General features: G+C 65.4%; 12 protein-coding genes. 5 read left to right on the plus strand and 7 right to left on the minus strand.

Annotated elements, in window-relative coordinates:
* Positions 1-128: 128 nt before the first annotated feature.
* Positions 129-854 (minus strand): RraA family protein, encoded by a 726-nt coding sequence (locus KVP10_RS05825; protein WP_343218694.1) that lies wholly within the window; start codon positions 852-854, stop codon positions 129-131.
* The gene (locus KVP10_RS05830) at positions 844-1,845 is read right to left on the minus strand and encodes a hydroxyacid dehydrogenase (protein WP_217963564.1); all 1,002 of its coding nucleotides are present in this window, start codon (positions 1,843-1,845) and stop codon (positions 844-846) included. The genes KVP10_RS05825 and KVP10_RS05830 overlap by 11 nt, the downstream gene beginning before the upstream one ends.
* A 332-nt stretch (positions 1,846-2,177) precedes the next feature.
* On the opposite strand from KVP10_RS05830, the gene KVP10_RS05835 reads away from it, so the two are divergent.
* From KVP10_RS05835 to KVP10_RS05845, 3 genes are all read left to right on the plus strand, one after another.
* Positions 2,178-3,089, plus strand: coding sequence for a LysR family transcriptional regulator (locus KVP10_RS05835; protein ID WP_217963565.1), 912 nt, complete (start codon positions 2,178-2,180; stop codon positions 3,087-3,089).
* A 261-nt stretch (positions 3,090-3,350) separates the two neighbouring features.
* Positions 3,351-4,970 (plus strand): GMC family oxidoreductase, encoded by a 1,620-nt coding sequence (locus KVP10_RS05840; RefSeq protein ID WP_217963566.1) that lies wholly within the window; start codon positions 3,351-3,353, stop codon positions 4,968-4,970.
* Between the two features lie 180 nt (positions 4,971-5,150).
* Positions 5,151-6,416, plus strand: a complete 1,266-nt coding sequence (locus KVP10_RS05845; protein WP_217963567.1) for a putative Na+/H+ antiporter — start codon at positions 5,151-5,153, stop codon at positions 6,414-6,416.
* A gap of 109 nt (positions 6,417-6,525) precedes the next feature.
* Here the strand turns inward: KVP10_RS05845 and KVP10_RS05850 are convergent, their stop codons facing one another.
* The 5 genes from KVP10_RS05850 to KVP10_RS05870 form a co-directional block, all read right to left on the minus strand.
* Positions 6,526-8,022 (minus strand): carboxylesterase/lipase family protein, encoded by a 1,497-nt coding sequence (locus KVP10_RS05850; RefSeq protein WP_217963568.1) that lies wholly within the window; start codon positions 8,020-8,022, stop codon positions 6,526-6,528.
* A gap of 254 nt (positions 8,023-8,276) precedes the next feature.
* Positions 8,277-9,065 carry an ABC transporter permease gene (locus KVP10_RS05855; protein ID WP_217963569.1) on the minus strand — a complete coding sequence of 263 codons (789 nt, stop codon included), beginning with the start codon at positions 9,063-9,065 and terminating at the stop codon, positions 8,277-8,279.
* Positions 9,052-9,801: an ABC transporter permease gene (locus KVP10_RS05860; RefSeq protein WP_217963570.1), complete on the minus strand. Its 750-nt coding sequence runs from the start codon at positions 9,799-9,801 to the stop codon at positions 9,052-9,054. Before KVP10_RS05860 ends, KVP10_RS05855 begins: the two co-directional genes overlap by 14 nt.
* 68 nt (positions 9,802-9,869) lie before the next feature.
* A complete protein-coding gene (locus KVP10_RS05865) occupies positions 9,870-10,874 on the minus strand; it encodes an ABC transporter substrate-binding protein (protein ID WP_217963571.1) in 1,005 nt (334 codons plus the stop codon).
* 22 nt (positions 10,875-10,896) lie between these two features.
* The gene (locus KVP10_RS05870; protein ID WP_217963572.1) at positions 10,897-11,649 is read right to left on the minus strand and encodes an ABC transporter ATP-binding protein; all 753 of its coding nucleotides are present in this window, start codon (positions 11,647-11,649) and stop codon (positions 10,897-10,899) included.
* Between the two features lie 496 nt (positions 11,650-12,145).
* Here KVP10_RS05870 and KVP10_RS05875 point away from each other — a divergent pair, with 496 nt between their 5' ends.
* Both KVP10_RS05875 and KVP10_RS05880 read left to right on the plus strand, forming a co-directional pair.
* Positions 12,146-13,006, plus strand: coding sequence for a fumarylacetoacetate hydrolase family protein (locus tag KVP10_RS05875; RefSeq protein WP_343218700.1), 861 nt, complete (start codon positions 12,146-12,148; stop codon positions 13,004-13,006).
* 154 nt (positions 13,007-13,160) lie between these two features.
* A complete protein-coding gene (locus tag KVP10_RS05880; RefSeq protein WP_246600423.1) occupies positions 13,161-14,123 on the plus strand; it encodes a cupin domain-containing protein in 963 nt (320 codons plus the stop codon).
* The last annotated feature ends 131 nt before the right edge of the window (positions 14,124-14,254 follow it).

A 14,254-nucleotide genomic window follows, 5' to 3' on the forward strand; every position in this document is an offset into this window, starting at 1 on the left:
TATCAAATGCCTGGTTCAAATGGCTGATCGTCGATCTTCCGGGCGCTTGGGCCCGGCCCGGCGCGGCTTCCCGCAAGGATTGCGCAAAGCCGGGGCCGCGACGCGGCCGCACCGGAAACTGCGGGAAACTACACGGGCAGTCCCTTGGCCCTGAGCACGGCGTCGAAACGCTCGGGGTCCGAAGTCCCGCGTTCGTTGGACGCGCGTATCGCCGCCTCTTTCTCGAGATGCTTGCGCACGCGCGGCAACAGCGCCGCTACGTCGGCGGCGGGGATGCAGATAACCCCGTCGGCATCGCCCAGGACCAGGTCGCCCGCATGTACCACCATACCCGCGCAAGCAACCGGGATGTTGATTTCCCCCGGGCCGTCCTTGCTCGGGCCGCGATGCGTGTGGCCCCGCGCAAACACTGGCATGCGCCCGTCGGCCCATTCCGCCAGGTCGCGGATCGCGCCGTTGACCACGATGCCGCCGATGCGGCGAGCGATTGCGGTGGTGCGCATCAGGCCGCCGATCAGGGCTTGCGTGGTATCGCCGCCGCCATCGACCACAATGATATCGCCCGGCGCGGCCATCATGAAGGCCTTGTGGATCATCAGGTTGTCGCCGGGCCGCACGCGCACGGTCAGAGCGCGGCCGCACAGGTGCGCGTGCACGTTCTCGTGATAGGCGCGCAGGCCCAGCGCGCCGATGCAGCGGCCCATGCAGTCGCCGGCCACGGCGACCGGCACGTCGGCGAAGGCGGCCAGCAGCTCGTCGCCGACCAAGGCGGGCATGGTCTCGATGCGATAGCCCGGGGGCCACGCGGCTTGCGCCGCGGCGGCGCCTTCTTCAATAGCAGCGTTATTGGACATTCAATTCCCTCTGTGTTGCGAGATTCAAGCGGTCGTAGTTGATAGTGCTGGCGCGCTGCAGGCGGCCGTGATCGAGAAAATCCAGCGCCTGGGCCACGGCGCCGCCGGCCATGGCCTGCAGCGCGGCCTGGGTCGAGCCGCCCACGTGCGGCGTGAGTACCACGTTGTCCATGCGCAGCAGCGGGCTGTCGGGCGCAATGGGCTCGCCGGCCGTGGTGTCCAGGCCGGCCGCGCGCAGCTTGCCCTGCTGCAAGGCTTCGATGAGAGCAGGTTCGTCGACCAGTTCGCCGCGCGCCGTGTTGACCAGAATGGCGTCTTCGGGCAGCAGCGCCAGTTGCCCGGCTCCGATCAGGCCGCGCGTGTGCGCCGTCAGGGGCGCGTGCAGGCTCAGCACCTGCGCCTGTGGCAGCAAGTGCTGCAGATCCGTCGCCAGTTCCACGCCCGGCTCCAGGTCTGTAGCCCGCAGTTGCGGATCGCAGACCACGACGCGCATGCCCATGGCGCTGCAGATGCGCGCCACCTTGCGCCCGATCTGTCCATAGCCCACCAGCCCCAGTGTGCGGCCGTGCAGTTCCAGCCCGTCCTGCAGGCGCGGCCAGCCTCCGGCCTTGATGCCGGCGTCCATGCGGCACAGCGAGCGCGCCGCGCACAGCATCAGCCCCACCGTCATTTCGGCGACCGAGCGCGCATTGGCCCCCGGCGTCGCGCAGACCGGAATGCCGCGTTCGCTGCAGGCCTGCACATCTATATTGTTGACCCCCGCGCCATGCTTGACGACGATCTTCAGCGTCGGGCAGCCGCGTATGGCGGCGGCAGTAAGCGCCACCGTGCGCGAGATCACGGCGTCCACGGGCTCGCTTGCCAGCAGGCGTTCGACGTCGTCCGGCGTGCCCCCGGCGGGCAGGAACAGGCTGCGGCAGCCTGCTTGCGCGAGCAGGTCCAGTCCTGCGGTACTGAGCGTTGGAGCGGTGACGAAGACGGTATGTGGCATGGGCGGCAGGAATGAAATCGAAGGAATGGACCGGCGGGTATCTGCCGGCGGCTCGTCCGGCGTTCTGGCCGGATGCGCTGGTACACGCGCCGGGCTTGGTCCGCATGGCAAAGCCCGGCCATTAAAGCCAATTAATGATATAAACGTCTATTCGATAATTATCATTAATCGATTTCTTTGAGTTATGAATTGCAGGGGCGCGCCAAGGCCTGCCGCGACCTGCACTGACGCAGGGCTGCGCGCGGCCATGCTTCTTGAGGCGGCCGGTTCCGCGGGGCGGTGATCGTCTGCGGTCCGGCTCCCGGCCACGCACTTCGGGCAGAGGTACGGACATGAACATCGAGCTGCGCGATCTGCGCTATTTCGAAACCATCGCGGGGCTCGGGCACCTGGGCAAGGCGGCCGAGGTGCTGTGCCGCAGCCAGCCCGCGCTCACCAAGTGCATACAGCGCCTGGAAAACGAAGTGGGCGCGGCGCTGTTCGAGCGCAAGGGCCGGGGCTTGCAACTGACGGCGGTGGGGCGCGAATTCCAGGCGCGTGCGGCCAAGATCCGCGCCGCCAGCGACCGCTACCTGAACGACATGCGGGATTTCGTGGCGGGCTCGGTGGGCAAGGTGCGCGTGGGTTGCGGGCCGATCACCGCCGATTACCTGCTGCCCATCATCTGCAATCTGGTGTTGCGCCATGAGCCGGGTATTTCGCTGGAAGTCACGATCAACACCAACTATGTGCTCAAGGACCTGATCCGGCAGGACAAGCTGGACATGATCGTCGGCGTGGTGACGGGCGACGACGAATTCAGGCACCAGGCCTTCATCGACGATACCGTGGTGGTGGCCGCGGGCCGCCATCACCCCATTTTTCGCAGCGGCAAGGTAAAGCTGGCACAGTTGCCGGACTACAAATGGATACTGCCCAATGCCATGGTGGGCAGCCGCAAATGGCTGGACGACGTGTTCATGGCGCACGACCTGCCGCGCCCGCATGCGCATATCGAGACCAATTCGCTGCCTTCCATCCACGATGTCATAGGCAGCACCGACCTGCTGTGCTTCCTGTCGCGCCTGACGCTGGAGCATCCCAAGACCCGCGGCCTCCTACGGGAGGTAAAGCTGCGCGAGACCACCATGGTGCGCCAGCTCGGCATCACGTATCCGCGCGGCTCGCTGATGCCGGCCACCACCAGGCTGATCGAGCTGCTTGACCGCCACCACCCGGAACACATAGGCGTGGTGCACGGCTAGCGGCAAACTGCGGACCGCCGACCGCCGACCGCCGACCGCCGACCGCCGACCGCCGACCGCCGATTGCCGATTGCCTATCCCCAGCCGCCAACCGCAAGTAGCACGTATCAAGTAGCAGCCCGCAGCCCGCGGGTTTCGGCTGCTTGTCAGGTAATGCGGGCGCGCTTGCGATACAGTATGAGCTGCGGGGCGCCGGATGTCCGCAGGAATGCGGGCGCCCGGGCCGCGGCAGTACAAGAATATTGGCGAGGAGGCGCACGCATGGTGACTCATGCACCGAAAACAACGAACCTGGAGTTCGACTACATCATCGTAGGGGCCGGCTCGGCCGGCTGCCTGCTGGCCAACCGGCTGTCGGCCAATCCGGCGACCAAGGTGCTGCTGCTCGAAGCCGGCGGACGCGACGACTGGCGCTGGATCCATATTCCCGTAGGCTATTTGTACTGCATCGGCAACCCGCGCACCGACTGGTGCTACAGCACCCAGCCCGATCCCGGCATCAACGGCCGCAGCCTGGGCTATCCGCGCGGGCGCGTGCTGGGCGGCAGTTCCGCCATCAACGGCATGATCTACATGCGCGGCCAGGCTGCCGACTACGACGGCTGGGCGGCGCGGGGCAATGCCGGCTGGGGCTGGGAAGACGTGCTGCCGGTCTTCAAGCGCGTCGAAGACCACCATGCCGGCACCAGCGAATTCCATGGCGCCTCGGGCACCTGGCGGGTCGAACGCCAGCGCCTGTCCTGGGAAGTGCTGGATTCCTTCCGCGACGCGGCGGCGCAGGCCGGCATACCCGCGGTGGACGATTTCAACCGCGGCGATAACGAAGGCTGCGCTTATTTCGAAGTGAACCAGCGGCGCGGCGTGCGCTGGACTTCGGCCAAGGCCTTTTTGCATCCGGTCGCGCAGCGCAGCAACCTTACCGTGATCACCGGCGCGCAGGTGCGCCGCATCGTCTTTGAAGGGCGCCGCGCCCGCGGCGTGGAATTCCTGCAGGATGGCCAGCTGTTGCAGGCGCATGCCCGCGCCGAAACCATATTGTCGGCGGGCTCCATAGGTTCGACGCAGTTGCTGCAAGTGTCGGGCGTGGGGCCGGGCGCCTTGCTGCAGTCGCTGGGCATTCCCGTGGTGCACGACCTGCCGGGCGTGGGCGAGAACCTGCAGGACCACCTGCAGTTGCGCATGATCTACAAGGTGCATAACGCCAAGACCTTGAACACCATGGTGGGTTCGTGGCTGGGCAAGGCCCGCATCGGCCTGCAGTACGCGCTGCAAAAAAGCGGGCCGCTGGCCATGGCTCCCTCGCAATTGGGCGCCTTCGCGCGTTCCGGCCCCGATCAAGCGCGCGCCAATCTCGAATATCACGTGCAGCCGCTGTCGCTGGACAAGTTCGGCGACGCGCTGCATACCTTCCCGGCCATTACCGCGTCCGTGTGCAATCTGCAGCCGTCCAGCCGCGGCCATGTGCGCATCGCCAGTCCCGACGCGGCCGACGCGCCGCAGATATTGTGCAACTATTTGCAAACCGAGCAGGATCGGCGCGTGGCGGCCGACAGCATCCGCCTGACGCGCAAGATCATGAGCCAGCAGGCCATGGCCAAGTACCGGCCCGAAGAATACAAGCCGGGCTCGGCGGCGCAAGAACAAGGCGAACTCGAGCGCGCCGCGGGCGACATAGGCACGACCATCTTCCACCCCGTGGGCACTTGCAAGATGGGCGTGGACGAGCAGGCGGTGGTCGACCCGGAATTGCGCGTCCATGGCATCCAGGGCCTGCGCGTGATCGACGCTTCCATCATGCCGACCATCACTTCCGGCAATACCAACTCTCCCACCATCATGATCGCGGAGAAGGGCGCGCAGTTCATTCTCGCTTCGGGCTAGGCCGGCGCCCGGCCGCCCGAATGGCATGCGCCTTCCGCAGGCCGGATGCCGCATAAGGACGGGAAGGCCTTCCATGCCGGTGTTTTCTGACTGCGTGCTGAAAGCTTATGCGACAATAGGCGCCGCACAAGCCGGCGCGCCGCCAGGTCCTGCGCCTCATTCTCTGGAATCATCTTTGCCATGCCCGACGCCATCGAACTGACGGCTACCGTGCTGTTTGCGGTGGCCGTCATCCACACTTTCTGCGTGCCCGTATTCGCGCACCGCGCCGCTCGCGGCGGTGTCCATGCGGGCCTCTGGCATCTGCTGTCGGAAGTGGAAGTCGTATTCGGCGTATGGGCGTTCGTGCTGCTCGCGGCCATGGCGGCCCTGTCGGGAACCGCGACCGCCGTTTCCTACATGGACACGCGCGACTTCACCGAGCCCGCATTCGTTTTCGCCGTCATGGTCGTGGCCGCCAGCCGCCCCATACTCGCCCTGGTCGACATGCTGGTGCGCGGGCTGGCACGCGTGCTGCCGCTGCGCGTCGAAGTCGCCATCTTCTTCCTTACTTTGACCCTGGTGCCGCTGGCCGGCTCGTTCATCACCGAGCCCGCGGCCATGACCCTGGCGGCCCTGTTGCTGCGCGACACCTGCTTCCGGCACGGGCCGCATTTCGGCTTCAAGTACCTGACGCTGGGCGTGCTGTTCGTCAACGTGTCGATCGGCGGCGTGCTTACCGCCTATGCGGCACCGGCCGTGTTGATGGTGGCGCACACCTTCGGCTGGGATACGTCCCATATGGCCATGCATTTCGGCTGGCGCGCGGCCTTTGCCGTGTTCATCAATGCCGGCCTGCTGACGCTGCTTTGCGCCCGGGCGCTGCCCGGAAGCCCGGGCGTGCCGGGCCCCGCCGCGCCTCGTGCGCGCCCGCCGGTGCCGCTGGCGGTAATGGCCGTGCACCTGCTGTTCCTGGCCGGCGTGGTGCTGAGTTCGCATCATCCGGCCACGTTCCTGAGCCTGCTGATGTTCTTCATCGGCTACACCGAAGCCTACAAGCGCCACCAGGACCCGCTCATGATCAAGGAAGGCCTGATGGTGGGCTTTTTCCTGGCGGGCCTGGTGGTGCTGGGCGGCCAGCAGGGCTGGTGGCTGCAGGACTTGCTGGCTTCTCTCGATCCGCTGGTGCTGTACTGGGGGGCGGCGGCGCTGACGGCGATCACCGACAACGCCGCCCTGACCTATCTCGGCTCGCTGGTCAGCGGCACTAGCGAAACCTGGCGCTACATGCTGGTGGCGGGGGCCGTGACCGGAGGCGGCCTGACCGTCATCGCTAATGCCCCCAATCCTGCGGGCTTTGCGCTGCTCAAGCGCTATTTCCCCGACGGCGCAATTTCTCCCGTCAAGCTGCTGCTGGCCGCGGCAATTCCCACCCTGATCGCCGCGTGCATGTTCTTGTTGCCTTAGTGCTTGGCCTCGATGCCTGGCGATTCACGCCGGTGCGGCACGCGGCACCCAGCGCCCAGCGCCCAGCACCCAGCACCTGGCGCGGCACCCCTTTTAGCGTGAGCAGGCCCTAGTCCGGCTCAGGCGCGATCCATGCGCGTCGCGGCTCGATCACGCGGCCGAAGTGCATGACATTGCGGTTCTCGTCGGTATAGGCCTTCCATCGCGGTATGCCCGCGTGGCCGGGGTCGCCGCCGTGGGCAAAGGCCGCCCACGCCTGCTGCATCGCGTTCGACAGGCCCTCGAATTCGTGCGTGTCCATTCCTTCCAGCATCGGCGCGCCGGCCCAGGGACGCAGGTCGCCGAACACGAAGGGCAGTTCCAGGCAATGGCACGATTCGTAGCCCGCCGGCGATTGCCAGTCGAATTGATAGACATGCGCCGACAAACCCTTGCGGCCGAACAGGCCCGCCAGTTCCAGTGACCCGAGGCGGAATACCTTGTCGGTATTCATGTCGCCAAGCAGCGCCGCGGCGTTCGGCAGCGCGCGGCGGCGCTTGTAGGCATCCATGTAGATCGCCGCCTTGTCGCCGAATTCCGCGCGGAACAATTGCTCGACGACATCCGCGCCTGCATTGCGCACGGCATCGTCGTGGCGATAGAAAGCCGCCATCTCTTCGCGCGTGGTGCCGATCAGCAGATCGATGCCGAGCTTGCGTTGCGGCCCCAGCGTATCCAGCAGTTCGCTGTGGATATAGGCGCCGTCGCGCACCAGCCAGAAGGGTGGCTTGGTCTGCGCCAGCTTGCGTTCGGCGGCCCCCAGCGCCTGCTGCGCCTGCAGCAGCCGGTCTACCGGCACCTTGCGCAGTTCCGCGGCCCGGTCGGGCTGGATATCCAGCAGCTTCAGGTAGGCGCGGCCCAGGCGCTCGGATTCGTCGGGTGCGTTGAACATCCTGCCCATCGATGCGCTTTGCATGATGGCGCGCCGGAACAGGCCGTCCAGTTCCGGCATGGTCAGCATCGCCGCGATCGATGCGCCGCCCGCCGATTGCCCCATGACGGTGATGTTCTCGGGGTCGCCGCCGAAATGGTGGATGTTCTGCTTGATCCATTGCAGCGCCAGCACTTGGTCCTTCAGGCCCAGATTGCCCGCGCTCAGGCCGGGCAGGTACAGAAAGCCCAGCGCCCCGAGCCGGTAGTTGATGCCTACGGTGACCACGTCGCCGTTGCGCGCCAGGGCGCTGCCGCCGTACCAGGGCAAGGAACCCGCTCCGCTGGTGAAGGCGCCGCCGTGGATCCAGGCGATCACCGGCTTGCGCGCGCCGGGCGCGCAGTCGGGGGCGCAGATGTCCAGTGTCAGGCAGTCTTCGCTTTGCGGCAAGGTGAAGTCGCCCATCGCCAAGGCCAGGCGCGAGCGGCCCTGCGGCGCGATGGGCGCTGTATTGCGCGCATTGAGCTCGCGGCCGCGCGGCTCGGCCCGCAGCGGATCATGGAAGCGCAGTTCGCCTGTCATCGGGCGCGCATAGGGCACGCCCTTGAAGACGCGTACGCCTTCGGCGAGCCGGCCGCGCACCGGGCCTTCGGCGGTATCGGCCACACAATCAGTGGTCCTGGATGAGTCATTCATGGTGCTGTCCGTCCTGTAGTGCTGCGATCAAAATCAAGTCTTTCCCGATCGAATGCTTTCCGACCCCCCCGAAGGGCGCCCCGGGCCTGTGCGCCGCGATCCATCCGCCTCGCCCCAGCGGCCCGACCCAGGCTGCCAGGTTCGAGTGGTGTGTTAGGCCGCGATGCGTGGCCCGTCCCGTCATGGCTGGGCCTGCATTGCGAGGCTCGCGTGCGGCGCGGCTTGCCGGGGCACGATGCATGTTCCTCCTCGCGCTACCTGGACACCGGGAATTTCCTTTCCAGCGGCACCAGCACCAGTCGGTCGCCCAGCACGAAGATGAACACGATCGAAAAACACACGGCCAGGAAGGTCACGGCCTCGGCGGTGGATTGCGCCTGCAGCATCATGTAGCCCAACCCGTTGGGCGCGCCCAGCAGTTCCGAGACCAGCGCAATCTTCCAGGCAATGCCGTAGGAAATCCGGATGGCCGACAGGATGAAAGGCATCAGCAGCCGCAACTGGATGCGCAGCCAGATGCGCGGGGCGCTGCGGGTGAAGCTGCGGCCCATTTCCAGCAGTTCCTGGTCGATCGCGCGAAAGCCCTGGTCGATATTGATCAGGCAGAACGGCGTGAGAATCGCCACCTGCACGAACACCACGCCGAAATTGCCGGACGGAAACCAGATGGAAGCCAGGATCGCCCAGCCTATGGAAGGAAACGAATTCAGGAAGGGCTTGATGCGCTCGTTGATGATGCCGTCGTAGGCCGGGTTGGTATGAGCCGCCAGCGCCAGCAGGCCGCCCAGGCCGCAGGCGATCAGCACCGACAGGATCACGCGCACCGTGGAAACCAGCGCGTTGGCAAGAAACTCGCGCTCGCCCAGCAACTGCAGCAGCCGGTGGGCCACGGCCAGCGGCCCGGGCAGCACGAAGCTGGGCAGGCCGCGCGCGGTGGCCCACCATATCGCCAGGAAGGCCACGACCACCAGCTCGCCCAGCAGGCGTCCGGCTCGATCGCGCCGCCCGCCGCGGCCGGGGGCACGGGGTTCAGATCTTGGCATAGGCGTCGAAGCGGGCCTGTATGGGTTTGAAGAAGAAGCGTTCGGCGCAATACACGAAGACGATGATGAAGAAAATAATCACGAATATCGTCACGGTGTCGTAGTCCTGGCGCGCCAAGTTGATGAGATAGCCCAGGCCCGAGTTGCCGCCGAACAGCTCGGCGGCCAGCGTCACCTTCCATGCCACGCCGAACATCAGCCGCAGCGTGGCGAACAAGTAGGGATAAAGCAGCGGCAGGATGACGCGCCGCAGGGTGCGCGCCCGGCTGCGCGTGAAGCTCAGGCCCATTTCCATCAGCTCGGCGTCCAGGTTGTTCAGGCCGCTGTTCAGGTTGACCAGCGCGAACGGCAGCAGCACGGCGCTGATCGCGAAGATCACGGAAATGGAATTGATGCCGAACCACATCCCGGCCAGCAGCGCCCATCCCACGCCGGGAAACGAGCCCAGGAACGCGCCGAAGCGCCGATGGACGGCGATGCGCGCGACGGGAAAATAATAGGGGATCAGCGCCAGCGCGCAGCCCAGGACGAAGGACAGCACGATGGCTGCCGCCACGTGATAGAGCGACGCGCCCAGTTGCAGCAGCAGGTTTGGCGTCGCCAAGAATTTCCAGGCGCCCTGCAGCACGGCCCACGGCCCGGGCATCTGGTAGGCGGGGCTGAACCACGCCGCCAGGCTCCATGCCGCCAGGAACAGCAGCGTGAACAGATGGGTGGCGAGCGCGCGGCGCGACATGTCGCCGCTTCAGGCCTGGCGCCGCGCGACGCGGCGGGCATGCGGGTAGCGGCTTGCGGTTGCGGCCATCATGCGCCGATGTGCAGCTTGTCCCACAGGAACGGCTCGACGGGAACCGCTTTCTTCAGCACGCCCAGCTCGGCCGACAACTCGTAGAACTTGTCTATGGACTTGGCCTGCTCTTGCCTGAAATCGCCCGGCACGTTCGCCACATTGGTGAACCACCAATCGAAGAATTTGGCGTCCAGGCCGCTCTTCGCGGCCACGGCATTGAATACCTCGTCGCGATGGCTCAACGCATAATCGACCGAGGCCTTGAACATGCGGATGAATTCCATATAGGCCTGCGCGTCGGCCTGCAGCTTCTCGGGGTAGGACACATTCACGGCGCTGACGAACTGCACCTTGAACATCTCGATATTGTCGCGCGCCGTTTCGGCGATGGTGCGGTACTGGCCCGACTGGATGGCCTTGTAGGCCTGGCTGTGGATCAACGTGGCCGCGTCGATGCTGCCGCGCGCCAGCGCCGCCGGCAGGTTCGATGCGGGGATCTGCAGTTGCCGGAAATCGCCGCCTTCCAGCGCCGTGTTCAGGCCATATTTTTTCTGCAGAGCGATGCGCACCTGGGTGTAGCCGGTGGATCGCAGGCTGTAGGAACCCAGCGTCTTGCCCTTGAGGTCTTGGGGCTTTTGCAGCGGGCTGTCCTTCTTGACCCAGACGCCGCCGCCCAGCCCCGGCTTGGCCTGTTGCAGGGCGGTGTTCAGGATGCGCAGTTCCAGCCCGCGCGACGCCGCGGCCGGCAAGCCGATCACCGCGGTCATGATCACGTCGTACTGCTTCGACGCAGTGGCCTGCAGCAACTGCGGTATGGCCAGGGACCGCGCCTCGATGTCGATGAGATCGGATTTCACCTTGCCGTTGTTGATGGCCCATACCACCGCATCGTAGGCCGGGTCGAGCAGGTAGGCGTAGCTGATCTTCTTCTTGGCGCCCTGGGCATAGGCCCGGCGCGTGGCCAGCATCAGGCCCGGCAGGGCCAGGGTTCCCAGCTTCAGTATGTTGCGGCGGTTCACGGACGGCTCCTTGGCTCAGGGTTCAGGTTTCGGCGACGGCTTCGTCGGAAGCATACGTATCCAGCAGGCGCGCGCGGTGCGCGGCCAGTTCGGCGGCGCCCGGGTCGCGCGGCCGGCTAGCCTTCAACATCAGGTTTTCCTGCACCGACGAGGGCTTGCGGCCCAGCAGGATGATGCGGTCGGCCAATTGCAGGGCCTCGTCCACGTCGTGGGTGACGAACACGATGGTCTTGCCCGTGTGCCGCCAGATCTGTTCTATCTCGGTGCGCATCTTGCGGCGCGTGCTCGGGTCCAGGGCCGAGAAGGGCTCGTCCATGAAGATGATTTCCGGGTCCACGGCCAGGGCCCGGGCGATGGCGACCCGCTGGCGTTCGCCGCCCGACAGCATGGACGGATATTTGTGCGTGTCTGCGGCCAGCCCCACCAGGGAAAGCAGTTCCATGGCCTTGTCGCGCCGGCTGGCGGCGCTGCCCGCGCCGAAGCGCAGTTCCATGCCGAGCACGACGTTTTCCAGGGCATTGCGCCAGGAAACCAGGCGCGGCGATTGGAATACATAAGCCAGCTTCGACCAGGCATCGGCAGGGCTCTGGTCCATGATGCGCACGCTGCCGCCGGCTATGGGCAGCAGCCCGCCCATCACACGCAGGCTGGTCGATTTGCCGCAGCCCGACGGCCCCAGCAGGCAGACGAATTCCCCGCGGGATACCTGGAAGCTCAGGTGGTCGTAGATCTGCTGCCCGCCCAGTTCTACCATGACGTCGCGGAGTTCGAGCACCGTGTCCGGGGCGGTATCTTGCGTATTCGTGGGTGTCTCCGTTGTTGTTGCTTGTACCGGCGGAACCAAGGGGAGGGCGGCCCATGTCGCGGTGCGCAACTGTTCCGGCGCCGCGGCGCGAGCGGGAATCCCCGCAAACGTAAACTAAGCCAGGGGCGGGTGTCAATGGCGGCGGCGATGCCGCGGTATGACTTTACAGTGCGCAGGTATGAGGGGATACGGGGCCTTTCGTTGCCCGCCTCGGCCTGGGTGGTGACGGCGCGGGCCTTGCGGGTTCGCGCCCTTGATCGGACCGGTAAGATTGGCGCATAGCCGTAGCGCACGCTGCGCCGGGCAAGTGATACGTACGTAAAACATAAAAAGCCGAGATACTTGCTATCTCGATATGGAAATTCTCCTTTTCGCTTTCCGTCGATAAGATTTCTGCATTGCCGCGACACAGGGTGCGGGGCGGCCGGCCCTGCCGGAATCTGATTGGAGAATTGTTTTGAAACTGGTGCGTTTCAATGGTGGCCGTATTGGCCTGGTGGTCGACGGTACGATCCGGGACATAACCGAGTTCACAGGGGTTGACCCGGAATTCTGGCCGCCGATAGGCGTAGTGAGGCTGATCGACCGCTACGAGCAAGAGCGTGAACGCCTGCTGGCCGCGGCCCAGGCTGCCGCGCCCATAGCCATCGACTCGGTCAGGCTGGAAAATCCGGTGCCTTGGCCGAATAAGTTGATTGCCATTCCAGTCAACTACCATGCCCATGCGCTGGAAATGTCCTCTCCCGCCATTTCGAAAAATGGGGGATTCTTCGTCAAGAGCGCGTCCTCGCTGTCGGGCGCGGGCGAGCCGGTGCTATTGCCCGACCTGCCTGGGCGCGCCGTCCACCATGAAGCCGAGCTTGCCGTGGTGATCGGGCGCCGCTGCCGCCACGTTCCGCGCGAGCAGGCCCTGGATTACATATTCGGCTATGGCTGCCTGCTGGATATGACGGTGCGCGGCAAACAAGAAAGGGCTATTCGCAAGTCATACGACACTTTCACCCCGCTGGGCCCCTGGATCACCACTGCCGATGAAATACCTGATCCTGCCGCACTGCGCGTGCAGTTATGGGTGAATGATGAGCTGCGCCAGGACGCAATGACTCGAGACATGATCGTGGATGTGCCGGAAATCATTGCCATGTGCTCATCGGTAATGACTCTGGAACCGGGCGATGTAATCGCCACCGGCACCGCCGAAGGCGTGGGCCCCGTGGTGCCGGGAGATGTAATCACTATCGATATCACGCCGGGTGTGGGACGCATGTCGGTGGCCGTGAGCCAGGGCGAAGGCGGGTGGAATATCGCCATACCGCGCAGGGTGTGATTGCCTGTCCGATTGCGGGCCCCGTCCTTGAGGACGGGGTCGACCCGAGCCTGCGGGCTTTGCGGCCCGAGGCAATCATGAACCATGGACATTCCGGCCGTCGGGCCGGGCATCTGCGTCCGTGCTGTACTGCGCCAGGAGGCGAGAAAGAGTGATGTCGACCCATTCGCTTACTACTATCGACGACTTGTCCGTGCTGAACGACAGGCTGGCACCCCTGTCGTTTCGCGCTGGCTGGAACAAGGCCGAGCCATCGCTGTGGGTCGAGCCGCGCACCGATTTCGTTCCTTTTCACTGGCGCTGGGATGCGGCCAAGGCCGGGCTGGACACGGCCGGCCGGCTCATCGATACGGAGCTTGCCGAGCGGCGCAACCTTTTTCTGGTGAACCCGCACCCGGGCAACTACTACGCGACATTGCGCACCCTGGTCTGTGCCTACCAAATGATCTTGCCCGGCGAGCGTGCTCGCTCGCATCGCCATACGCCGCATGCGCTGCGCTTCGTGCTGGACGCCCCCGAGGCCGTCTATACGGTAGTGGATGGCGTTCGCATCGACATGCGCCCCGGCGACGTGCTGCTTACCCCCGGCTGGAGCTGGCATGGCCATGGCAATGAAGGAAGCCGCCCCGGCTACTGGATCGATTTCCTGGACGTGCCTACCGTGCATCTGCTCGAGCCGATGTTCTTCGAGCCTTGGCCCGGCGATTACCAGCGGCCGGAGCGTCATACTCGCGACCATGCCTTCGTGTTTCCATGGGAATCGACGGAGCCGGCGTTGGCGGCAGCCATTCCCGACCCTGAGGGGCGCTATGGGCAACGCGTGGTGCTCGACAGCGCCGCCGTCATGCCTTCGATGACGCTGGCCCTGCAGCGTCTTCCCGCGGGCTTCGCCAGCCGGCCCTGGCGTACCACTGCCAATCAGATCATCAGCGTGAAGTCGGGCAGGGGTACCGCCGTCGTGGCCGGGCAGCACTATGCCTGGCAGGCGGGTGATGTGTTTACGGTGCCTGCATGGCATGCCTTGCAGATTTCGGCCACAGAGCAGTCCGACCTGTTTACGGTATCTGACGAGAACATGTTGCGCCTGTTGCGTTATTTGAAAGAAGAAGCCCTTTGACGCCGGCTGCGGGGCCTGCCTATGGGCGCTTGCCGGAGCGTGCTTGCGCGGCGATCAAGGCGTTCGCCGTGTGCCTTAGCTTGCTTGCCCGCAAGCAAGCCGCAATAAAGAAATCAGCAACACAGAACGGA

Source organism: Candidimonas humi (assembly GCF_019166065.1).
GTDB classification, from domain to species: domain Bacteria; phylum Pseudomonadota; class Gammaproteobacteria; order Burkholderiales; family Burkholderiaceae_B; genus Candidimonas; species Candidimonas humi.